General features: G+C 34.7%; 22 protein-coding genes and 1 tRNA gene. 12 read left to right on the forward strand and 11 right to left on the reverse strand.

The features are described from left to right. The 3 genes from ACP5SL_RS02140 to ACP5SL_RS02150 all read left to right on the forward strand — a co-directional run. Positions 1–317: hypothetical protein (locus tag ACP5SL_RS02140; protein ID WP_428228115.1), on the forward strand; the 317-nt coding region annotated here is incomplete at its 5' end. A gap of 90 nt (positions 318–407) precedes the next feature. Then, positions 408–956, forward strand: a complete 549-nt coding sequence (locus ACP5SL_RS02145) for a hypothetical protein (RefSeq protein WP_014558389.1) — start codon at positions 408–410, stop codon at positions 954–956. 10 nt (positions 957–966) lie between these two features. Next, entirely contained in the window at positions 967–1680 is a 714-nt protein-coding gene (locus tag ACP5SL_RS02150) for a hypothetical protein (RefSeq protein WP_193803273.1), read from the forward strand. 1 nt (position 1681) lies between these two features. Here ACP5SL_RS02150 and ACP5SL_RS02155 read toward each other — a convergent pair whose 3' ends face one another. After that, on the reverse strand, positions 1682–2491 hold the full coding sequence (locus tag ACP5SL_RS02155) for a hypothetical protein (protein ID WP_014558387.1): 810 nt from the start codon (positions 2489–2491) through the stop codon (positions 1682–1684). A gap of 298 nt (positions 2492–2789) precedes the next feature. Continuing rightward, positions 2790–3938, reverse strand: a complete 1149-nt coding sequence (locus tag ACP5SL_RS02160; protein WP_193803271.1) for an Ldh family oxidoreductase — start codon at positions 3936–3938, stop codon at positions 2790–2792. Between the two features lie 87 nt (positions 3939–4025). Between ACP5SL_RS02160 and ACP5SL_RS02165 the strand changes: the two genes are divergently transcribed. Then, positions 4026–5000 carry a 2-hydroxyacid dehydrogenase gene (locus ACP5SL_RS02165; RefSeq protein WP_193803270.1) on the forward strand — a complete coding sequence of 325 codons (975 nt, stop codon included), beginning with the start codon at positions 4026–4028 and terminating at the stop codon, positions 4998–5000. A gap of 59 nt (positions 5001–5059) precedes the next feature. Then, the gene (locus ACP5SL_RS02170) at positions 5060–5623 is read left to right on the forward strand and encodes a DUF996 domain-containing protein (RefSeq protein WP_158308331.1); all 564 of its coding nucleotides are present in this window, start codon (positions 5060–5062) and stop codon (positions 5621–5623) included. On the opposite strand, the gene ACP5SL_RS02175 is transcribed toward ACP5SL_RS02170, so the two are convergent. From ACP5SL_RS02175 to ACP5SL_RS02195, 5 genes are all read right to left on the reverse strand, one after another. Next, positions 5620–6756, reverse strand: a complete 1137-nt coding sequence (locus tag ACP5SL_RS02175) for an RNA ligase (protein ID WP_193803269.1) — start codon at positions 6754–6756, stop codon at positions 5620–5622. The two genes, ACP5SL_RS02170 and ACP5SL_RS02175, sit on opposite strands and share 4 nt — an antisense overlap. 644 nt (positions 6757–7400) lie before the next feature. Beyond that, complete coding sequence (locus tag ACP5SL_RS02180; RefSeq protein ID WP_148683757.1) at positions 7401–8138, reverse strand: RNA ligase partner protein; 738 nt, start codon at positions 8136–8138, stop codon at positions 7401–7403. Continuing rightward, positions 8119–8931, reverse strand: a complete 813-nt coding sequence (locus ACP5SL_RS02185; protein ID WP_148683756.1) for a CBS domain-containing protein — start codon at positions 8929–8931, stop codon at positions 8119–8121. The genes ACP5SL_RS02180 and ACP5SL_RS02185 overlap by 20 nt, the downstream gene beginning before the upstream one ends. A gap of 98 nt (positions 8932–9029) precedes the next feature. Beyond that, positions 9030–10091 carry a tyrosine-type recombinase/integrase gene (locus ACP5SL_RS02190; RefSeq protein WP_014558380.1) on the reverse strand — a complete coding sequence of 354 codons (1062 nt, stop codon included), beginning with the start codon at positions 10089–10091 and terminating at the stop codon, positions 9030–9032. 87 nt (positions 10092–10178) lie between these two features. Next, positions 10179–10925: a DNA polymerase sliding clamp gene (locus ACP5SL_RS02195; RefSeq protein WP_193803267.1), complete on the reverse strand. Its 747-nt coding sequence runs from the start codon at positions 10923–10925 to the stop codon at positions 10179–10181. 127 nt (positions 10926–11052) lie between these two features. On the opposite strand from ACP5SL_RS02195, the gene ACP5SL_RS02200 reads away from it, so the two are divergent. From ACP5SL_RS02200 to ACP5SL_RS02215, 4 genes are all read left to right on the forward strand, one after another. After that, positions 11053–11274 (forward strand) — tRNA-Trp (locus tag ACP5SL_RS02200). A gap of 171 nt (positions 11275–11445) precedes the next feature. Continuing rightward, the gene (locus ACP5SL_RS02205) at positions 11446–12162 is read left to right on the forward strand and encodes a hypothetical protein (RefSeq protein ID WP_148683755.1); all 717 of its coding nucleotides are present in this window, start codon (positions 11446–11448) and stop codon (positions 12160–12162) included. Then, on the forward strand, positions 12126–12380 hold the full coding sequence (locus ACP5SL_RS02210; protein ID WP_148683754.1) for a hypothetical protein: 255 nt from the start codon (positions 12126–12128) through the stop codon (positions 12378–12380). The genes ACP5SL_RS02205 and ACP5SL_RS02210 overlap by 37 nt, the downstream gene beginning before the upstream one ends. Beyond that, the gene (locus tag ACP5SL_RS02215) at positions 12346–14028 is read left to right on the forward strand and encodes a DNA polymerase domain-containing protein (protein ID WP_148683753.1); all 1683 of its coding nucleotides are present in this window, start codon (positions 12346–12348) and stop codon (positions 14026–14028) included. The genes ACP5SL_RS02210 and ACP5SL_RS02215 overlap by 35 nt, the downstream gene beginning before the upstream one ends. A 17-nt stretch (positions 14029–14045) precedes the next feature. On the opposite strand, the gene ACP5SL_RS02220 is transcribed toward ACP5SL_RS02215, so the two are convergent. The 3 genes from ACP5SL_RS02220 to ACP5SL_RS02230 all read right to left on the reverse strand — a co-directional run bounded on the left by ACP5SL_RS02220 (position 14046) and on the right by ACP5SL_RS02230 (position 18004). Beyond that, entirely contained in the window at positions 14046–15200 is a 1155-nt protein-coding gene (locus ACP5SL_RS02220; RefSeq protein WP_148683752.1) for an NAD(P)/FAD-dependent oxidoreductase, read from the reverse strand. Positions 15201–15205: 5 nt separating this feature from the next. Continuing rightward, the gene (locus ACP5SL_RS02225; protein ID WP_428228116.1) at positions 15206–16720 is read right to left on the reverse strand and encodes a (2Fe-2S)-binding protein; all 1515 of its coding nucleotides are present in this window, start codon (positions 16718–16720) and stop codon (positions 15206–15208) included. Between the two features lie 180 nt (positions 16721–16900). Then, entirely contained in the window at positions 16901–18004 is a 1104-nt protein-coding gene (locus ACP5SL_RS02230) for a DegT/DnrJ/EryC1/StrS family aminotransferase (protein ID WP_014558373.1), read from the reverse strand. Between the two features lie 181 nt (positions 18005–18185). On the opposite strand from ACP5SL_RS02230, the gene ACP5SL_RS02235 reads away from it, so the two are divergent. Next, on the forward strand, positions 18186–18713 hold the full coding sequence (locus ACP5SL_RS02235) for a YkgJ family cysteine cluster protein (RefSeq protein WP_428228117.1): 528 nt from the start codon (positions 18186–18188) through the stop codon (positions 18711–18713). A gap of 29 nt (positions 18714–18742) precedes the next feature. Continuing rightward, positions 18743–19186 carry an aminoacyl-tRNA deacylase gene (locus ACP5SL_RS02240; protein WP_014558371.1) on the forward strand — a complete coding sequence of 148 codons (444 nt, stop codon included), beginning with the start codon at positions 18743–18745 and terminating at the stop codon, positions 19184–19186. 51 nt (positions 19187–19237) lie between these two features. On the opposite strand, the gene lysA is transcribed toward ACP5SL_RS02240, so the two are convergent. Further along, positions 19238–20497, reverse strand: coding sequence for a diaminopimelate decarboxylase (gene lysA / locus ACP5SL_RS02245; protein ID WP_148683751.1), 1260 nt, complete (start codon positions 20495–20497; stop codon positions 19238–19240). Between the two features lie 159 nt (positions 20498–20656). Between lysA and leuS the strand changes: the two genes are divergently transcribed. Continuing rightward, on the forward strand, positions 20657–23620 hold the full coding sequence (gene leuS / locus ACP5SL_RS02250) for a leucine--tRNA ligase (RefSeq protein WP_272984775.1): 2964 nt from the start codon (positions 20657–20659) through the stop codon (positions 23618–23620). The last annotated feature ends 102 nt before the right edge of the window (positions 23621–23722 follow it).

Consider the following 23722-nt stretch of genomic DNA (forward strand, 5'->3'; position numbering starts at 1 on the left):
CATCTCTTGCGAATAATATAAGAGAAGCACAGATCATTGCCTCATATATATGGCTTCCATTCTTGATACCTTACATGCTGCTCATTTATGTAAATATATCTCAGCTTGGAAGCTTTGGAGCTTTTATAGTTTCCATTCTGCCAGCTTCTACGCCGATTATAGCAATAAAATCTGTGTTTCTGGGTAACTATATCTATCTCCTAACAAGCTTTATTGCAAACATCCTCTACATCGCAATTATTCTGTATATTGGAACTAAGTGGTTCAGTGGTGAAAGGATAATTTCTTCAAGGCCAATACTTTCAAGGAAGAAATGAAGTAAGCAAATCAAATTCCTTTTAAAACTCTTTTTGCATAAATATAATTGTTAAATGATATTTTTTATATTATAAAAAGGTGCTACAGCTTTGTTCGGAAAAAAGATTGATAAAACGAAAATGGCGAAGGCAATAACGCAACTGAGGTTAATGGAGAACAAGCTGAGAATGATAGAAGATAGGTTGCAAAACTCAATAGACAGCAAAATGAATGAGCTACTCAAGTACAACCAATTATATGGAGTCGATGCGGCAAAAATGATTGCGGGAGAAATCGCAGAACAGAAGAAAGTGCTGTTTAATATTAGGAATATGAGAACCTCTGTTGAGAGAGTTAGAATTAGGTTTGAAACTGTAATGGATCTTAACGGCAGTGTTGAAATGCTTAAAGATGTAGTGCCCTTAGTTAATGATCTTAAGAAGAGCATCGTAAAGGCATATCCAGATCTTTCTATTATGTTTAACGATTTTGAAGAAAAACTTAATCAGATTGGTTTAGAAATTGACTCCAGTGAATTATTAAACAATCCGCAAATCCCAATGTCTGAAGGAATGAATGAGGATGTTGAAGCAATCCTGAAGGAAGCGGAAGAAGTTGCAAAAACAAGAGAGAAGAACAGGCTTCCTTCGCCGCCATAGGTGAGTCATTATGTCTCCAATGCTTTGTTTCAGTCTTACGGAGGAGCAGTATAAAAAGCTTCAAAATTTAGCAAATTCTATGGGATATTCTGATGTAGGGGAATTTGTAAAGCAAAACATATTTAATCTCCAACCTTCTAAGCTCCCTTTGACGCAACAAGAAGTAAAAACGGCACAAGAAAAAATTCAGCTTGAAAGAGATCAGTTTCAAAACTTAATACGAACGATACAGGACCTTATAAATCCGTTTACTGCAAAGATCGACGAACTTACCAGATCCTTTGCTGAACTAAAAGAAGAAATGGAAAGGATTGAGTCTAAAATCGGTGAAGTTGAAACTCGTAAAGAATTGCCGAAACAGAAGTTCCAAGCTAAAGAAACGCAGTCTCAAAAAGTTAAGCCAAAAGCCATTGAAAGGCTAAAAAGCGAAGGAGTAGTTTTCCAAAAGGACTTATCTTGGCTGAATACTCCTAGGGCTTTTTTTGAAAGATTAAGAAAAGATGGAGCTGTCGTGATGACGCTTGGAAATGAGTATGTAGCAATAGACAGAACTTTTTGGGAGGATTTCAAAAATGAACTATCAAAAATAAACGAGAGAAACGCGGATAAAGTATCTAAAATGCTGAGCGAAAAAATGGCAATTTTGTTCAAAAGACTTCTTGAAGAAGGGAAAGTCATGTATGTAGAAAATGAAGGATGGGTCGTAGAAGAAGAAGGTACCTAAATTATCCGATAAAAACCTGACCTCCGCGAGATATTCTTGTAATTATTGGAACAAGCGACATTTTCTTAAGTGTTTCTGAAACTTTAGTATTAAAATCATACAACGGAGAATAACATTTTTCGGTGACAGGTAAAAAAATGACAAATCCGTCAGAGACGGGAAATGCAGGAATCTCATTGAGTTCTAACAAGTTATGAATATCGTTTGCTTTTAATACTAATTTGCTCGCATCTCTTAGATAATTTAACCCTTCGTCAACTAAATCGTTCTGGGCTAACCTTATCCCAGCTAATAAGTGGAAAAAAGCTTCCTTAGGAAAAATTATATTTCCTTCACTTTCAGTTTTATTTGTATACGCGTAAATCACTTTTAGTTTTTCAATCGGATAGAAGTATTCCAGCAGTATAGGTTTGTTGCTTTTTAACATATGCACCTGCAAACCGCCTAATATTAAACTGTTTATTCCAATTTTCAGCTCCGCATCAACAGGAATATCGTCCAATCTTTCACCATTGTATAAAGCATACAATAAAGAAGATGCGATAGCTATGTCACAAGAAATACATGCGCTTGGATCTTCCTCTGAAACCTTTTTAATAAATTTTATTGTTTTTTCGCTTGCATTTGGAATTCTCGATAAGATTTTATCTTCGTTTATCGAACATCTGCAATCATACTCTAAAATTCTATTTTCTTTATCAAAAGATGCGTTAGAGATAGGACCTTCAAGCGCCAAAGTAATATATATATATGTTTTTTCTAAATCATATTTTCCAACAACTAATCTGGGCACTTCTACGTTAACTTCCATTTTATTTAACCTCACTTAAATTTTTTCTTTATAAAAAATAAACGTTTTTTTGTTAAATTCTTATATTTAAAATTCAATATGTTTTCTACTGAAAGGGAAAAAACATCTTTACAGCTGAATTTTTTATCATTTGAGCCGAAAAGCTAGATTAAGAAAATAATTCTTCCTTAATAACTGAAACTACATACTTATACTGGAAGATCTCGATTTTAAGCAGAGATCCAGGATTAATCTTCTTATATTATAATTGGATATGAAATAATTGGATATGAACATGTGCTCAACAATCATTGATACTTTATAAGCAATTCAGCCTCTCATTAATTCCAGAATCTAGAGCTATTTTATTTAACTCATTGCAAACATTTTTATGTAGCGGTATTCCAATTTTTTTCCTTGTTTGCATAGTATACCATGCTTTTTCCCCAGGGATCCAAATGCTATCTGCATTTGGAATTTTTCTCAAGCTTTTTATCTCTTCTATATATTTTTCCAATCTTTTTTCAAACTCTGCTAACTCCATGAAAGATTCTATATTTACTGCCGCAAAAGCATGCCCCACATTGGCAGGCTTTTCTCCTACGGTATATCCCACATGGATTCCCCATGCAGCACCTGAGAGGACTCCTGTTATGATATCTATTATAAAAGCCAACCCAGAGCCTTTATGTCCTCCAAATTCCTCTCCTATTCCTCCCAAAGGAAGAAGCGATGCCCTGTTATTTTTTATCATTTCTAAAGCTTTTTTTGAGTCCTTGCTTATGACTTTTCCATCATCACCGAGAACCCATCCATGCGGTAATTCCTTTTCCTCTTTGGCATATATCTCGACCTTTCCAACTGGGATAATAGAAGTGGCGGCATCGAACAAGATAGGTGGTAAGGAAGCTTTAGGAATAGCAATTGCGATAGGATTTGTACCTAGTGTTTTTCCAACAGTATTAACATATGAAACCAGGCTCTCAGAGTTAGTCATGGCTACGCCGATCAATTTCTTTTCTATTGCCTTTAAGGCATAATATCCTGCAATTCCAAAGTGCTGGCTATTTTTAACTAATACAAGTGAAGTTCCGTAAGTCTTTGCCTTTTCAATTGCCAAGTCCATCGCTTTTAATCCAGCAATATGTCCTAAGCCAGCATCTGCATCTATCACTGCTGTTGCGCCTATTTCTCTAACAACCTTTATTTCGGGTCTCGGATTTACACAACATTTTTTCAACCCCATAATGTACCTATTAACTCTCTGAACTCCATGACTTGAAATTCCCATAAGATCTGCAGATACCAAAACATCTGTTACAATTTTTGAGTGCTCCTTGGAGAGACCATTATTCTCAAAAATGTTCTCAACTAAAGCCCTTAGCTCTTCTTCTTTTATCCTTACATACTCACCAGAAGATGTGGGTGTTTCTTTTTCGTAAAGCTCATAATAAGAATTGTTATTCATAAAAATCACCAAAGGTTATTTTTTTATAATTATAAAAGTTTTAATAAATACGATAGATATTTGTTTTTAAAAATTTTTCGAAAAATTATGGTGATCCAAATAAAGGTTCTCTATATCCACAAACCGAATGAAGTAGAGTTAGAATTTCTAAAAAAAGAGGGTTTAGAAGTTTCATTCCATCAACATCCTCAGCAAACTTATGAAGAATGGCTCGAAAAAGAAATTATTAATGCTGACATCATAGTTGTGCCTCCAGCTCATCCATTTGGAAAAGAGTTTATAGGAAAAGCAAAAAGCTTGAAGCTTATTATGGTTAGCGGTTCTGGATTAGATAAGATTGACATCGAAGAAGCAAGCAAGAGAGGAATATATGTTGCCAATGCTCCTGATTCAATAGCCGAAGCTGTTGCAGATCACATAATTGCTTTAATTTTAGCACATTATAGGAATATAATTAAAGGTGAAGAGTACTTAAGAAGCGGTAAATGGGTAGGCAGGATACCCTCAGAACTTATCGGTCACACGATACATGGCAAAAAAATTGGGATTATCGGAATGGGAAGGATTGGTGCTGAACTTGCAAAAAGAATGATAGCTTTTGGTGCTGAGGTATCTTACTGGGACAGAAAAGTGAAACCGGAAGTAGAACATCTTATAAATATTAACAGGATTGAACTTGATAAGCTTTTAGAAGAAAGCGATATTATAGCCGTTACTATCGCATTAACTCCAGAAACAAAGCATCTTTTAAATAAAGAAAGAATACTCAAAGTTAAGAAAGGCGCATTAATTGTTAATACGTCGCGAGGGAGCATTATTGATGAGCAGGCTTTAATAGAAAGGCTAAAAAGCGGGGAAATTTATGCGGCACTAGATGTTTACGAAACAGAACCATTACCTACTAGTAGCCCATTGTTAAGCATGAAAAACGTCATACTCACTCCGCATATAGGCGGATATTCTTGGGAGGCAACGAAAGAAACCTCAGAATATGTCGCAAGATCTATTGTTGAATTTGCCAAGGAGGGAAAGTTGCCGAAAACAGTTGTAAACAGATGCTAAAAATTATTCTCGGAATATTTATTATTTTCAGTTTTTATAATTTAGATATGGTAACATTTATGACCAGACTCAACGATGCTAGACTTATTGGAGGTATCGGATCTCTCTTTTATCTAGCATCTTTCTTTACAGGATTTCATTTCACAGGATCAATTTTATTATTGATTGGTTTGGTCCTCATAGGAGTAGCAGTAAAATACATTTCGGATGAGACCAAAGACAGCACCATATTTAATAACTTCATGTATTTTATATTGATAACGATAATTGGTAGTATAGTTGCGATCATTTTAGGACTGGGAACATTTTTACTTGGAGCTATAACAATAAGAAGAATGTTCTTTTCCGCTATTCTCACTTTTATAGTTGCATTAATAATCGTTTGGGTGACTTTTACTATAGCCAGCACTTATTTGAGGAGAAGCTTTGAACAAATAAAAGAAAAAACAAATGTAAATCTCTTTTCTACCGCAGGGAAATTTTATTTTTGGGGAGCGCTACTAACTATAATTCTTGTAGGCTTCATAATCCTACTGATCGGAATAATTTTCATGGTAGTCGCATTTTTCTCTCTACCTGATAAGCTTCCTGAACAAGCACAAACTCCTACGCAACAAGTCTAATCTAAAGGAGATATACCCCTTTTTATGATATCTTCTATAATTTTTTCAGTTCTTTTTCTTTTCAAGAATTTTGCTATTATTTCTCCGTTTTCTTTTTTTACTTCTCGAATCTCAATTAATCCTCCCTGCTTTTTCATAAAGCTTACAAACTCATTCATCTCATTAATATTTTTAAACCTCAAAGAAAATTCTTCACCTAAATAACCGTTCTTCTTGAAAGAATTAATGGACTCTATTGCACTTTCTAATAAAGCCTTTCCAAGTTCAATCTCTCTCTTTTCTAATTCACTCTTATCGAGATTTTCTTCCTCAATTTTAAACATCTCCCTTAAAATTCTTGGAAAAATATAACCTTTACCTTCATCGAAGAAAAACTTCATCCCATCTCTAATATCTCCTATATTGCAATAAGATGTGGTATATTTAAGCGGGGAAACTCTATTTTTTATATCCTTAAGCACTATTCCTTCTCTCTCATCTTTTTCCAATTTTCTTATAATTTCCCATAACTTGGCTGTCTCATCTTTTTTTACTATTCCATATTGCTTAACACACGGGAGATTTCTTTCTCTACAGAATCTTTCCTTTTGTTTTACATCAAGCCATTTCTTACCCTTTAACACATCTATTACAAAGAAGCAAAATCCATTACAATTTGGATATTTGTATCTAGTATAAGGGTTTTCGTCGCCAACCACTTCAACAAAAACTACTTCTCCTCTGTTAATTTTTCCACCAAGTTTTTCAAGCAATTCCTTTATTTTCTGCGTTGTATAAGGACAAATATATCCGCCCCTTGTTATCGTTAAAATCTTTCCGTAATATCTAACTATCCTTACGTTATATCCATTTAGCTTCTCTTCGACAACTATATAATCTAAGAAATGTCTCGAAATTGCGGTGCTAAGAATCAAAGCTCTCTTAATCTGAGGATAGCCTGGAACGAAAAGAGCTTTTTTGTTTTTTGAATAGATGATCACACTGCCTTCAGGTATTCTCCCTATCGTCCTTCTAAAAGTCAAGTACTCTATGTCATTATAATTTAAAAATCTCACATTTTTTGAGTTTAAGATTTTTCTTGCCTCATTTTCGGAAATATTGAGCACATCCGCCATTAGACTTGAGCTTATCATGAAGTTCCCCATTCTATAAGATTCCACCTTGGATACATATTCCCACTAAGGTATGAAAATTTATATAGCTCTTATTTCTAGCTTTCTCCATGCCTAAAGTGCGATAGGTCCTCTGCATCTATTCGTTTTTACATTTGCAGGGGAGTTAGGTGTTCATAGATCACCCCTTGATCACTGAAAGAGCTCTATTGTTTTGGTCTCAGGGCTAATTCTACTTCAATGGTTAAGGTTGTAAATCCTTAATTACCTTGCAAGCCGATCACTAAGCTTAAATATGATATAATACCTTAAGAAATATATAGTTTTTCATCCCCACTATAAATGGCTGGACTTTCAGTTGCAAGGAATAGGCATCACCGATAAAAGCAAGAGAGAGATTTTTGATATTTCTGTCTTTTCCGTAGCTAAAAGATGTAAGCCGGAATAGATACAAAAAAATTGCGATCACTTTAAAAATATATCTGAATAGAGAAAAGAATGCCAAATAAGCTATAGATCAAAACTTGTTTTAAACGATAAACGTATTTATGTTAATAAATTTAGATAATTTCTATAAAGCTGAACATTTTTCAAAAAACTGCTCAGTTAGGGGATTTTTCCTCATTACTTTCGTTCGGTTCACCATCGTTTCATCATTCATTATTTTACGTCTTTTCCTCGTTATTTAAATATATCATCAACCTTCTGAGATTTTCTAAAAATGCCAAAGGATCAATAGTTATCACGCCCATAATCTCGCTAACTTTCCTCATCCCTTCATCATTCGTAACAAGAACACCCTTTAACTCATAAGATAAAAGGACAGCATCGAAATCCTCAGGACTATCAATTATACCCTTTCTCATTGCTTCTCTAAACTTTTCTCGCAAATCATGAATTAACTCGGATATGTTTTTTTCATCATAATTTAAATCATATGCTTTTTTTATAAAGTCTTCCGAAATTTTTAATGCTTTTATTTCTCTCATTCTCATTTCTTTTAAGTACTCGCTAAAAATTACTGCTGGAATTTTGATAGAAAGCTTTTCCGGCATTTTAACTGTAACCCACATAAAGAATTCATTTATTGTACTTTCCTCCACTCCGTTAGCTAACATGTAATTTTTCATTTCTTTCGCAATGGAGTTGGTAACGAAAAAAGATACTCCAAGACTTAATTTAAGCTTGGAAATCAGCTGCGTGAGCTTGATAATAACATCATTCAAAGAATCTGTAGAGAACTCTTTTCTATATCTTGGGTCGGTAACACAGCTGGTATCTAAAATAAAAACGAAAAAGCTCTGCTTGCCTCGCGTTTTTAAACTGAACGTAGAACCCTCCTCTTTGTTATCATTAAATCTACAATTTATAAATAAACAAATTTTAGTTTTTTGAAAGCAGATCGTAGTGCCTTAATATATCAATCTCCGTAAGCATGCCGCGTAAGTTGTAATTCTCATCTACGACTATTAAAGAGCCGACATCTTCCGTTTTAAAAAGTTCAATTGCTTTTACGATGTCATCGTCGATGCCTATTGTTATCGGCTTAGGCGTCGAGATACTCCAAATTGGTACCTTCAGAGAGTCTTCACGAATGCTTCCATAGCTTCTAAGTTGGAGTGCAAAATATTTTAAAACATCTCTAATGGTTATGATTCCAATAAGCTCTCCTTGAAAAACCACAGGAAGCCTCTTTACCTTATGTTTTCTCATAAGCTCTACGGCACTTATCAGAATGTCTGTAGCTTCAACTTTTATAATTTCTTTTCCAGATATGATGTCTCCTATCAAAATTCCGAATGGCTTTCTAATGTCAATAGTATCTATCAAGTTTTTTTCGGTTATCTCTCCTATCACTTCTTCATTCTTATTTACTACCGCTAAAGCGCCAACCTTATGCGAAGTCATGAGATCTATTAATTCATCAATGCTAGGTTTCATCAACGTTACCGGAGGTACAGTATTGTCGCTTAACTCTAATGCTTTAATATTTTGAAGCTCAGCGAAGGTATTTTTTTCGTAATATTCATATGTCTTTTCAATAATATTTTGAAGTCTAAGCAGACCCATATATCTTCCGTCCTCTTCAATTACAGGAGGATAACGTATTCTTCTAAAATTTAATCCAAAAATTGCGTCTTTAAAAGTCATATCAAGCTTTACCGTATACCGCGGTGGATATATACCTATCAACATTTTTCTCACTCTCAAAACATATAAATCAAAACTTTTATACAAAAAACATACAATTAGCTTTTTCAATATTGTTTATAAAAGTTATGCATTTCTAAAATTTAAGTTTCTATTTGATTACTTCCATCTGAACCAACTAAAGGAAGTCTATAGCCGCAGAAAGGACAAAATTTTGATCCTGGCGGCAATTTTTTTCCACAATTTGGACAAAATTTTATGTCTTCGTGAATGTTTTCATCATTGAATGCGGAACTCTCGTCGTTCTTTGACATTGTTTTTTCTCTCGACGAAGTGAACTTCGAGTAATACTCTTTCTTAAGATCGTCTTTTAGTAAATGCGTATATATTTGCGTAACCTTAATATCAGAATGGCCCAATATTTTTTGAAGTGCAGGAAGGCTCATTCCGCTTCTGACAGCTTCAGTTGCAAAAGTGTGCCTCAATATATGAGGTCTAACTTTTTCTAATGGAATACCAGCTCTTTTTGCCAATGATTTTATTCTTTTATATAGTCCGTTATATGAAAGCGGTATAACCCTTTCTCCTGAGCTTATATTTTTCACTCTTTCAGCAAGCAAGAACTTCGAATTTTCTCCTAAGAAAACAGTCCTCACTTTTCCGTATTTAGCGTTTTTTACACTTATTTCCCCATCTGTTAAATCAACATCATCAGCAGTTATAGAAAGCAATTCATTGGCTCGCATTCCAGTTTCAAATAAAAGGGATATTATTAACATGTCAAGAAGGTCTCTGCTTGAGCTGAAAAGTTTGTCTATTTCCTCTTTGGTAAGCGCTGAAATTTCTCCGCTCTGAGGTTTTTTAACTATAGGAACGATCTTGCTGTCGAATCCAGCCCAAGTTAGCCATTTTCTTAAAAATAAAGTGTAATAATGCATGGTTGATTGAATTTTCCTTTTTTCTTCTTTACCTCCCCTTTTTTCAAATCCGTTTTTAAGCCTGTAATTTATCCAGTTCAAAATTAGATTTTGAGATATTTCATTTAATCTTTTCACTTTTGAAAAATTTAGAAAATCATATATAGCAGCTCTATAGCTTCTTATGGTTTTTTCGCTTAGTCCTGAAGCAGAAAGCAGTGAAAGGAAGTATTCTGCAGCCTGCTCAGAGCTCATTTCCTTAATTTCATCGCCTGCTTTGGTTAGCATTTAACAGGCACCACAAAAGTTTTACAATAAATAATAAACCAAATTGTACGGTTTTAAGGAAGATTGCTAATTTTTAATTTCACTAATTCAAACAATTGCAGGAGCTAAAAGATAGGATATATTTCCTCCAGTCGGAAGATCTATCTCAAGCTTTATGGGCATCTGCGAGGAAAAGGATATTGAAATTGTGTCGGCGATTTTCGTTAATGATAGTAAATTCAAGAGGTACTCCACACTATATGTGCTTTTTGCGGGATTACCGGAAATTACTTCTATAATTGACCCGCTACTTTTGGTCAATTGCATTTCATATTTTCCCTCGCCTACTGAAGATATCATTAGTTTTTCATTACCATCAAATTCAAAAATTGCTTGATTACCTACAAGTTCCAAATCCTTTAGGGCATGCTTCAGTGGCTCACTTATTACTTTCAGCCTAGTGGAAAATTCTATCCCTCCTTCAGGAATTTCAGGGATTGCAACCTCTAAGTTATTTACCTTAAACTCTCTTTTCGTTGTCCCGATGAGCCTTAATGAGATTTCATCTTCATTAATTTCAATTTCGAATCTATCTTCCTTTCTCACTCTCTTCATCATTTTGACTAACGTGCTCAGATTTAGACCGACGCTTTTTTTCTCGTTGATTATGAACTCTGAAAATGATTCCTTAGGAAATGAAACGCTCATGAGAGCGACGTTTGCTGAATCTATTGCTCTTATTTCCAATCCATTTTCATTTATTTCAAGCCTAATTTCATCGATAAGCTTTGACATCGATTCAAATAAACTTTTGAATATTTTTGCATCTGGGTAGACAATTTTTACGCTTGCCAATCCATTCACCGATTAAGAAACTTTCAAATAATATTATAAAGCATTCTCTTATAAAAATTGATCTCAAAACAAAAAGAAAAAATAAAAATAGGCAGTATTTTTAATAAATAAATAGATGAACGTTGGAGGGCCCGTAGCTCAGCCAGGCAGAGCAGCGGTCTTTGGGTAGAAAATGACCCAAAGGCTGAAGCTCCAGTCAGCGAACGTTGCTGGCTCTCCGGCTGGCAGACTCCGTAATATGCACAATGCTTACGGGTCTGATGAGCCCCGAAGGCGATGAAATGTGACTGGAAATGTGAAATAGGGAGAGACCCGAAGGTCGGGGGTTCAAATCCCCCCGGGCCCACCACATAAAAGGGAAAAAGGGCTCCTATCTTTAAAACATCTTATCATTTTTATAAGATAGATTACTTTCGGTTTTCACTCTCTACCTATTCCTGGTACATATGTTCTTTTCTATATTATCGAAATAGAAGGATCTCAAAGGAAACAAAAACATATTGAACAAAGTGATATGATAATGAAGTCTTTTAGTATTCAGGTTTCTTCCAAGGATAGTCGTTCATATGATGTGAAGCAATGCGAAAAGAGCGGAATAGAAGGTATTGATGAATTAGTAGGATGTATTCCGAAAGGCATCATTGCAGAGTTTTACGGAGATTTTCAGCTTGTTCTTCAAACCTCTTATAAGGTAATAGCAAACTTTCACTGCATAGATGGAACAGCCGTAGGCATTATGCAGAATGAGCTCATAAATTACGACTTCTATATGCTGAGAATGTATGCAAGAAGCTTTGGTTGCAATACAAACGACATGCTAGTTTCAAGGGCATTTAGATTAGAAGATGCCATAAATATGCTTAAGAGCGCAAGCAATATTGATGCAGAAAACATTGCAATCATCGATCCGTATATTCATTCTCCTTCAGAGCCAAGAAATTATTGGAAACTTGCTAGGCTAATTGCAATGATGAGGGCACTTTCAGCTGAAGGCAAGAGAGTTCTTTTATTCAACAGAGTAAGTAAGTTTGGCAGATTCCTTCCTGAAGGGGGAAATCTAAGCCACCATAGCGCATACATGATTGTTAGATTAGAAATTGTTGATAGAAGGAGTTATAGAGCTACGCTAATTAAACACCCTTCAAGGCCTGAAAAAAGCCTAGTAAGAAGTATAAATGAAATTCTATCGGTGAGAGATAAATGGGAAGGACAACTCCCTCTGTTAGAATGGTTGTAGATTACGAAATTAAGCGACTGGAGAAGATGATGGAATATATACATGACCCGGAAATCAGAAAAGTTATGAATGAAATTATTGCAAGCTATAAGGAGCTCGCGCCTGTATTTAAGGCTGTTCCACCCTACGACTATCCCTATGCTATACTGCTTTCAGGATTAATAAAGGCTTTGAAGAGGATAGATGAAATTGAGCAGATGGTGGAACATAAAAGCTAATTTTTTCCCAAATCAAATTGAGTTGGTACAGATAAATGAATATGGAGAAGAAAGGGTTAAAGAAGTCTACACTAAATATCCAATGTATCTTATCGCTAAAAAGCTAAGCACAGATGAAGTTATAGACAATATCAAAAGAGATCCGAAAGTCTCTGACATTAAGGTAGAAAGCTGGTCATTACCGCCATGGTATGATAAAAAAGCGGATATAATTAGAGTAGAGCTGGAGTACTATTTAGCTCTAAATCCTCTTCTGAAGCGCTGGGAGCTTGAAGGATATTTAGAAAGAGTCAATGTTCAGCCTTCTTCTAAAACCATCTCATTAATAGAAAATGGCGTCGTTCTTTTTGAATGGGATAGTGAAGTCAGCGATCCTTGGTCTCCGCGTCTCTCATTTCCAGAGCTAAAAATTGCAAGCATAACATACGATGAAAAAAGGGTTAAACTGAATTTTTATGCACTAAGCTGTAGTAGAAATAGAGCAACAAACTTTATTGAGATGGAGCTCCATGATGAGCGCGATCTTGTAGGATACCTAAATGAGTGCAACATAATCATTCTTCCAAAAAACCTAAGTGAAATGATCATCGACAATGCTAAGAATATGCGCAACAAGATTTTAATAATTGACGTCAGAAATCCTATTGACAGCATACCTGGATGGATGATTATAGGAAGGATTTCCTTTACTAACCTTAATGAAGTAGCTTCAAGTAGTATAGGGAAACTTTTAACAGAAATAGAAGCCATAGAGGCGTACAGAAGAAAAATGGTGGTTCCTAATATAAGGATATACAATGAGGGTTGGAGAAATGTCGATGAGTTACTGACGTATGACTCAGGTGGACTAATAGGCATTCCGGAAGCTGGAGTATATGAAAATGTCTTACAGATCGATTTTTCAAGTCTCTATCCATCAATAATCTCTAAATTTAACATCTCTCCCGAAACTATTGATAGACCGAATTGTAGAAACAGACTTCACTTAAATGATGCACCGCACGAAGTATGTGTAGACTTCGATGGTTTAGTTTCATCCACACTGAAAAAACTAATTGATCTTAGAAGTAAAATAAAAGAAATAAACGGACCATTTAGCAAGACGATGGAAAAAGCGGTAAAATGGATAATGGTAGCTAGCTTTGGATACCTCGGTTACAGAAATGCAAGATTTGGAAATGTTGGTGCTTATGAACTGGTCATATTTATCTCTAAAAAAGTTATGAACAAAGCAATAGAAATCTCTCTGAAAAACGGTTTTAATGTTCTTCATTATATAGTAGACAGTCTATTTCTTCAAAAATTCTCTAAAGAATTGATAAACGATATGGATGCAAATAGATTACTTGGCGAAATAGAAAAAGGTACAGGACTGAAAATAAAAGAAGAGCAAAGATACAAATGGATAATTTTTCCTAAAGCACTGAACCCAATTAAAAGTGCTGCTCCTAACAGGTATTATGGATTAACATACGACGGAGAATTGATCGTTAAAGGAGTTAAGTGTGAAGGAATCGAAGGTTTAAAAGTCAACGATTCTGTTCTAGAAGAAAAAATGAAAAAGTTACTTCTGAAAAATTCTCATCCAAGGAAATTATGCGGGGAAATTTTATTCCTATTATCAAAATTTTCCGATAAAAAACCTTAACATTGTAACAGGACCTCTCAGCCGATAACAAAAGTTTCATTTATCAGCTTTCCAGTTTTGAATCTCTCTGGAGAATATGGCCTAAGTAATCTTGGCATTGTTCCAGTAAATATATATTCAGCCATAAGTTTTCCAGCCAATGGTCCAAGCATAAAACCATGGCCGCTGAACCCTCCAATTACATAAAGCTCTTCAGGCCAATCATTACTTCTTCCAACAACGTGCGATCTATCAGGTGTCATCTCATAATAGCCACTCCATGCACGTATTATTCTTATCCTCTCTGCTCCTGCCAGGATTCTCGATAGTCTTTCTGCATATTTTTTAAGCCACAAAAATGAGTTCCCTAATTCTACTAGTCCTTTAGGCTCAGCACCAGTTGATGTGGAACCTATTATTTCTCCTTTTAATGTTTGGGAAACATATGTATGCAAAGATGAATCAACAATAAAGGGTTCTATCCTATACGCGAAAGGCTCAGTAACTGATATTTCTTTTCTCACAGGCTCTATAGGCAAATTCAGTCCTAATTTTTCTGAGAAAAAAGTCATCCAAGCACCATTCGCTATAATTACTCGTTCTGTTTCAACCTTGGATCCATTAACCTTAATTGATTCAACCTTTCCGGATCTTATGCTTATATCTTCTACATTGCTATGCTCAAATATGTTCACTTTCAAAGATTTGCACTTTCTAGCCATGCCGAAAATTACAGAATCTGGGTGTATTGTTCCGTCCTCTTTTCCGAGAAAACCTGAAATTATCTCATTTCTTTTCCTCAAGAATTTATACTTTTTATACAATTCTTCAGAAGGGATTTCTGTTAAAGGAACTCCCCACTTCTTGAAGGTAGAGTTAGCATTTTTCAATATATTATAAGAAGCTTCATCAGAAGCTATCCACAAATAGCCTGTTTTTGCAAATAGGACATTCATGCCTGTAATTTTCGATAGCGAGTTTAAATATTTCGAAGATTCTACGGCAAATTCTAAATTGTTTTCATCGCCGAAATGAACTCTGAACCTTCCCGCGTTTCTAAGCGAAGATCCATAACCGAGATACTTCGATTCGAACAGGCATATATCATTTCCTTTTCCATTAGCTATTGCTAGATTCATAGCGACCGAAAGTCCTACAACTCCCCCGCCTATTATTGAATTTTTGCAATTCAAATATATCACCTCAAATATTCTATTTCAACAGGGACCAAAGGAGCCCTTTGTCTAAAGTTGCCAATGGATCCTATAGGTACATTCCTGAAGTATGAGAGAGCATGCAATGCAGCAATTCTGCATATTCTTCCTTGGCAGGTTCCTGTTCCCAGCGCTGTAAACCTTTTAATTTCTTCTAGGTTTGAAAATCCCATATCGAAAGCTTTTATTAAATCTTCTAGAGTAACATCTTGGCATGGACATACAAATTTCATTCCTTTTGTATTGCTAGTTAAGATGAACACTGGCCTTTCCTTTACAATAACTTCATTTGGATCAATAAGATTCTTCTCTTTTTGAATTTCAGCCAATTTAGACGACTCTGTGGTCGATAAACTCTTTCCCGAAGCTAACTTTGCGGCAATTTCAGCCTCTTCCTTTACCAAATTTTTTGGAGTTCCGGACGCCTGTCCAAGAAAATACATATTATTATTACCTACAATTTCTCCGTTTTTTGTATACACAGTAATTGTATTTAGATTCGAAGAATAAACGATATTCCCGCCTAACTGCAAGGCTGGTTCTATATTGGGTATAAATGAAACAGCTGAAACGAGAAGATCTGTATTAATTTTTTCTATTCCAGATGGCAAATCAACAATTATTCCTTCTATTTTTGGATAACCAAAAGCTTTTATTTCTTTAACGTTATTTTTCACATCAACGATAGTAGTATCTTTATATTTTGATATTTCATTAGCAACTTCATATCCTCTTTCATCATTGCCAATTAAAACCGTTACCTTCTTTATCTCTTTCAATAGACCTTTATTCACTAAAAGCTTTATTGCTAATGAAGAGCCTATTATTCCTGGAAGGTCATTGTTCTCAAAAATCGGGAATGAATCCCTAAATCCGGGATAAATTACAAAGCTCTTTGCATCTATTTTGAGTATCTTTTTCTTCTCTTTGTTTAAAAATACAAACCCGTCATCGAACTTACCTAAATAGAGCCCAGTGTAAAATTCAACTGAATCGTTTAATGCCTCTTTAGACTCATTTTCTAGCTCTTTTCTACTTTTAGAAGAAATCATGAGAATGCTACCTTTAGCTTCATCATACAAAAAGTTTGCAAAAGTTATCGCGTCTCCCTCATCTCCCAGAATAAGAAAATCCTTTTTTACTTCTTCGATCTCCGTATTTTCATATTCAGAATCTATATTTGGTAATTCGGGATTTCCACTATATGACACAATTTTTTTCCAAGCTTGACTCCATATACTTCTAACTAAAAAGCTGTGATAGAATCCTGCCTGACCTAATTTTTTCCTAATTTTCGTGGACAAACTGCTACCTATTTTCGGCGAGGGAGATTGAGAGATTCTTGGATCGTACAAGTAAAATACCGGCTGAGCATGAACTCTTATCCATGGGCACCAGCTTTCCATATAAAAGGGAGCTCTTGGTCTTTTGAATTTCGGGCTGGAGGCAACTGGAATTGTTTCTTTTTCAAATAAAGAAAATGATTTTTCATTGCTCATTAATTGCTCCTTCCTCCTAAAATATTTGAAAACAATTTTATATTGTATGCTAACATTTATCCTTCTTATATATAAGAATTTTATTGTAAGAGATCATCGCTTTGGTCTTTAATTCTAATTAGAAAAAGATATGATAAAATGTTTTGAAAGTATTTTCATTATTAAGTAATTGAATAAAAATTAAGCTTGGTTGAAATAGCTCAGTATTCCTTTTACAATATACTCGAGATCGCTCTTGCTTAGAAGCGGATGGACTGGGATGCTGAGAACTTCTTTTGATACTTCAAGCGATACCGGATTTTGTTTTTCCGGATATCCCATTGCTTTATAGATTGGTTGTATGTGAAGCGGATAAGGATAGTGGATTGCGGTTCCTATGCCTAGTTTATTTAAGTGTTCTATTAGCTTGTCTCTATCCTCAGCTGGAACTCTAATTACATATTGATGATAGACATGTTTATATCCAGGTAACTCCACAGGCGTTTTTATTTCCTTAACCTTTGAAAGTTCTTTTGTGAAGTATGCGGCATTCTGCCTTCTTATCTCATTAAATCTATCTAGCTTTTTAAGTTGAACTCTACCGATAGCTGCCTGCATCTCGGTCATTGAAAGATTTGTTCCTAAAGTATCGCTCAAGTATCTCTTAGCTTCTCCATGTTTTTTCCATTTTACTAAAAATTCATAGACTGCATCTAAATTTGTAGTTACCATTCCGCCCTCTCCGGTCATCATGTTCTTTGTTGCATAGAAGCTAAATGCGGATGCATGCCCTATGCTTCCTGCTTTTACTCCATTCATTTCAGCACCATGAGCTTGCGCACTATCTTCCAGCACGACCAACTTGTTATCAATAGCTATCTCGTTTATTGAATTCATATCAGCCATGTGACCAAATAAGTGGACTGGAATAATTGCCCTTGTCCTGTTAGTTATCTTTTCGTTGACAGATTCGGGATCTATACAGTAAGTTCTTTCATCTATGTCCGCAAAAACTGGCCTACCACCAACATTAACTACAGCGTTAGCAGTCGCAATAAAAGTAAAATCGGGAACTATGACCTCATCCCCTTCTCCGACGCCAAGAGCTTTTAAAGCTGCTTCCAATGCGACAGTACCATTGGTCACAGTAACTGCGTATTTCGTTCCAATATACGATGCAAATTCCTTTTCAAAAAGTTCAGTATTCTTACCTCTCGTGAGCATGCCGCTTTTTAAAACTTCTATAACTGCATCAATTTCATCCTGTTCTATTATAGGCTTTGAAATCGGAATCTTAACTTCCATTTTTACGACTCACCTTTATTTTTATGAAGTATCCATAATAGATACGAATTATTATATACTGCAAATATCTTAAGTTTAAATTTTAGGGAATTAAAAATCCCTTATCCTATTCTTAAGCTATTATCAATATTTTAAATTTTTTAAATAAATTTTATTGATTATTTTAAAAAGAGGAAATAATATGTTTAAATTTAATTGTTTATTATGCGGAGCTGTTTGCTGCACGTTTAAAAGCGAGGAGGAATCTCCTCTGGTCTTTCCGTGGGAGAAAAGGAGGTTAGAAAGACTTAACAAATCTAGCATGTTTGAGCCTTACATCATTTATAAAATTAACAATGAGGAAATTGGGGTTTTAATGTACAGATGGAAAATTGAAGGAAGATGCCCTTTTTTAAATAGAGAAGGCAGATGTACAATACATAATTCAAAGCCTCTTTCTTGTAAGATGTTTCCATTGATAATAGGATTGGATGATTTCACTTTACGAGTGAGTGCTGATTGCGAAGTCGTTAAAAATCATATTAATGATTTAGAAACCAGCGATCCGAAGTCATCATTTCCAGCTGAATATCCTCATGCGATGAAAGTCTTTGAACTGATCATTAAGTACGATCGGGAAGCTAAGAAAAAAGGTTGGAACAGGGAGATATTTAAAAAGGAATATTCTGCACATAGAATAATAGACATAGATAACTTAATAAAAATATAAGTACAATAATTATTAATAGGTTATTAGCAATGAACTATGAAGTAATTGATAACTTAAAAGTAGAAGTTTTAGAGTTCTCAGGAACTGTTGAGACTGTTGAAAAGGCGTCTTTGTTGAGCGGTGAACCGAGAGAAAAGATAGCAAAAACGTTACTTTTCAAGCTCAATAATGAATATGTTGTTTTCATAGTTAGAGGTGATAGAAAAGTAGACTATATAAAGGCTAATGATATTCTTGGTACAAAGCCTCAGCTTGCTTCTCCAGAAGATGTGAAAAGAATTCTCGGCACTGAACCGGGTGCTGTGAGTCCTATAGACAGACAAATTAAAAAACTGAAAATTTTTCTAGACCCGAAGATTTTAGAAGAAGAGTATATACTTTGTGGCGGAGGAAGCAAGAATAAGCTATATAAGGTAAAAACTAGCGATCTCATTAGCTATCTAAATCCTAACATGTTAGATATATTTAAATAATGTATACAATGTGGAATCTTAAGATTCTTCCTCATAAAACCATTAGAAAAATTAAACTGCGAAGGTGCTTAACAAATCTTCAAATGTTTCTCTTCTTCTTGATACTTTAGCAGTACTTCCGTCAACAAAAATTTCAGCAGGTCTGGGTCTTAGATTATAATTTGAGCTCATAGAATAGCCATAAGCACCAGCGTCCATCACAGCCAAAACATCTCCTTCTTCGACTTTCGGCATTGGTCTGTCCAAAGCTAAAAAGTCGCCAGTTTCGCATATATTCCCAACTATATCTGCAACAATCTCCTTTTCGTCTGAAGCTTTTGTAACATCGATAATTTCATGATATGAACCGTAAAGTGAAGGTCTTATCAGATGGTTCATTCCTGAATCTACGCCAATGAATATTTTTCTTTTTCCATTTAAAGAAACATCTTTAATGCTAACTACCCTCACTAAGAGAACCCCGCAACTTCCAACTATATACCTTCCAGGCTCAATTCGAAGCTTTACATGACCGTGCTTTCTAGAAAAATCTTCAAGGATGGAAGACACTTTTTCACCGAAATCTCCAAGATCAAATTTTTCTTCTCCAGGTCTGTATGGTATTCCTAATCCTCCGCCTAAATCTATAAATTCTAAATCCTTAAATTCGTTCGCTATTTTTAATAAAATGTTCAGTGCTGAAATATAAGGATCTGTCTGCAAGATGCCAGAACCTATATGAATATGAATGCCTCTTATTCTTAAATTGTATTTCATTACATATTCTTTCGCTGCTTCTATTTCATTCAGATATATTCCAAATTTAGTTAATCCGCCAGTTTTCGCATATTCGTGATGTCCGTATCCTATGCCAGGATTTATTCTAATAGATATATCAGTGCCTGGAAACATAATACCATATCTCTTCAATTGAGAAATGGAATCTATATTGATCAATATACCTAGCTCTTTTAGAAACTTCATTTCCTCATTAGAAACATTGTTGCCGGTGAACAAAATTTTATCTTTCTGAAAACCTAGCTTTACACCTAAAAGCGCTTCAAACGGCGATACAACATCTAATCCGCTACCTTCCTCCTTTAACACTTTCAGAATATCAATATTATTATTGGCTTTACATGAATAAAGAACTTCTAAATCTCTGTACTTAATTGATTTCTTGAGCCTTTCATAATTGTTAAGAAGCACTTCTTTATCATATACATAAATCGGGGTTCCATACTGATCCGCTAGTTGCTTTGCCGTAATTTTTCCTATATATAAATAAGTTCCCTCAACCTTTATCGTACCTATTGCCTCCCTCCGATCTATAAATTTTTCTTAGCATTATACCTATTTTAACTTATAATTAAATAGAGAACAAACTCTAAATAATTAGATTTTTGCAATAAAAAATTTAAGTTTAAAAATTAGTTTTTGCAAACATTTTATAATTGAGGCTTTTTGAATTTAACGTAAAGGTGTAGAAATTTGGAAAAATTTGCCAACTTTACCGAATTCGATAAAAGCATATCAAAAAAATGGAATGAAGTATGGGAAAAGATAAAAATAAATGAAGCTGATCCCGAACCTTCCAGAAAAAAGTTTTACCTAACGGCGGCATATCCCTATCCTAACGGACCTCTTCATTTAGGACATGCAAGAACGTATTTAATACCAGATGTCATTGCAAGATATAAAAGGCTTCAGGGATACAATGTTCTATTTCCAATGGCATTTCATTTTACCGGTACTCCTATCCTCAGCTCTTCAGAAGCAATAGCAAGGGGTGAAGAGCATTTAATAAAAGAATTTAGAGAACTTTATGAAGTTTCTGAGGAAGATCTTGAAAAATTAAAGACTCCTCTTGGCATGGCAAATTACTTCAAAGAAAGGGCTAAAAAAGACATGAAAGATTATATGCTTTCTATTGACTGGAGGAGAGAATTTACAACAATAGATCCGGAATATAGCTCTTTCATTACATGGCAGTTTTTAAAGCTAAAAGAGAGAGGGTATATAGTTCAAGGCACGCATCCAGTTGGATGGTGTCCGTATCACCAAATGCCTGTAGGGATGCATGATACAAAGGGAGATGTGGAGCCCGAGATTCAAGAGTATACTTTAATACTGTTTGAAGGAGAAGATGGTACGATCTACCCCACTGCGACATTAAGACCTGAAACGATATTTGGCGTTACGAATCTATGGGTTAATGAAGATGCAGAATACGTGATTGCAAATATTGACGGAAAAAAGTACTTCCTTTCAAAACAGGCATTCTACAAAATCACCTTTCAGAAAAAGAATGTGCAACTGATTAAAGATGCAGGAAAAGGAGTAAACGTCTTAGGGAAAAAAGTCAGAAATCCCATAACTGGAAAAGTTGTTAGCATACTCCCTTCAAGCTTTGTTGATCCTTCTACAGGCACTGGAGTAGTAATGAGTGTACCTTCTCATGCCCCATATGATTATGTAGCATTAAAAGAAATTATATCTAGCAACGAAGTGAAGAAATTTGGTCTAGATGAAGAAAAATTAAAACCGGTACCTGTAATTTACCTTAAAGGATATTCTCCCAATCCTGCAGAAGACGTAGTTCAGAAGTACAAAATAAAATCTGTTAAAGAGAAGGAGAATTTAGACAAGGCTACAAAAGAACTTTACTTAGAAGAGTTTTCTAACGGTGTAATTAGAGAAGACCTCATAAAAACGATAGCCGTAGATGTTGCAGATAGGAAAGTTATTGAGCTCATAGAGGGAATTAGAGGGAAAAACGTTAAAGATGTTAAAAAGAATGTGATATCGTTTTTACTATCGAACAAAATCGGCGATATGTTTTATGAAATTGCAAACAAGCCTGTATATTGCAGATGCGGAACAGAGATCGTTGTAAAGCTTTTGGAGAATCAGTGGTTCATAGACTATGAAAATCAAAAGTGGAAAGATAGAGTTAGAAAGGCGCTAGAAAATAGAATTGAAATTGTACCGGAAGAGTATAAAGAGTGGTTCTTTAATACAATAGAATGGCTGAAAAAAAGAGCTTGTGCTAGAAGTAGAGGTTTAGGAACTTCCCTTCCATGGGACAAAAACTGGATAATAGAAAGCCTCAGTGATTCAACAATTTATATGGCTTTTTATACAGTTATCAAAAAGATTAGAGATTATAAGATAACCTCTGAAAAGCTGACTGAAGAGTTCTGGGATTACGTTTTTTTAGGCTATGGTGACGAAAAAGAGATATCTGAAAAATTAAAAATTGATACAGAAGTATTAAAGAGCATCAGAAATGAGTTTCTATATTGGTACCCACTTGACAATAGACATAGTGGAAAGGATCTCGTACCCAATCACCTCTCATTTATGCTTTTCAACCACATTGCTATATTTCCAGAAAATTTATGGCCTAAGAGAATAGTAGTTAACGGGCATATCATGGTTGAAGGAGTAAAAATGAGTAAAAGCCTGGGAAACTTTATTCCTATGTTTAAGGCAATAAGAGATGTAGGTCCAAACACACTAAGAGTTTCGCTCTTGTATTCCGCAGAAATAGGTAATGATGCGAATTATAGCAAAGAGTTAGTTAGAGTTGTTCAGGATAAGCTTGCTAGAATTTATAGCTTAATTGCAGAAATTTCTGATAAATATTTAAAAACTCCTCAAGAAGGAAGTGCTGCGGAGCTAGACATTATCGACAAATGGTTCATAAGCAAATTCAAACGGATCGTAAAAAGGGTTACCGATGATTTAGAAGGATATGTTCTCAGAGACGCTGTGGTCCAAATATTTTTTGAAACAGAGCAAAGCATTGAAGAATATATTTCAATAAAGCAGAATCCCAATTCGAAAATACTAAATGAGATCATTCACGAGTGGATCATAATGATGAGTCCTTTTGTTCCTTCATTTGCAGAAGATCTCTGGCATCTAGTAACTAAAGACCCTATAGAAAAGAGCGTTTTCAATAATAAATGGCCTGACTACAATGAAATTTCGTCATATTCGTTTGAAGAACTTGCAATTATATACATGGAAAGGATAATAAGTGATATTGAGGGAATAAAGAAGGCTTTAAAAAAGACTCCGAATGAAATACACATTATAATTTCAAACGAAAAGCTGTGGAAATTGTTTAAGAATGCACTATTAATACTAAAAGAGGGGCATTCTGTAAAAGAACTTACATCTGCTATTTCCAAAGAAATAGGCGGATATGCTAATCCTTACCAGGTTGCAGAGCAATTTAATGAATTTTATCAATCGATTCCTGAAGACATTTCAGATTTCATTTTGAAGAGCGAAGATATCAACGAGCGGGAATTGATGCTTAGCATTATTCCTTTATTACAAAACAAACTTTCATTAAAAGTAAAATTTTCCGAATATGAGGAAGGATTAGTGATGAGGGGGAAAAGACCAATACCTATGAAGCCAGTAATACTTTTTTCTTTTTAAAAATATATTTGGGTAATACGATAATACTTTAAATATGAAAAATTGTTTTTAGCATGATTATTTTTAAAATTAAAGCAGTATTTTTATCGGTAATACAAGTAA

The organism is Fervidicoccus sp. (assembly GCF_049967375.1).
In the GTDB taxonomy this organism is placed as follows: domain Archaea; phylum Thermoproteota; class Thermoprotei_A; order Sulfolobales; family Fervidicoccaceae; genus Fervidicoccus; species Fervidicoccus fontis.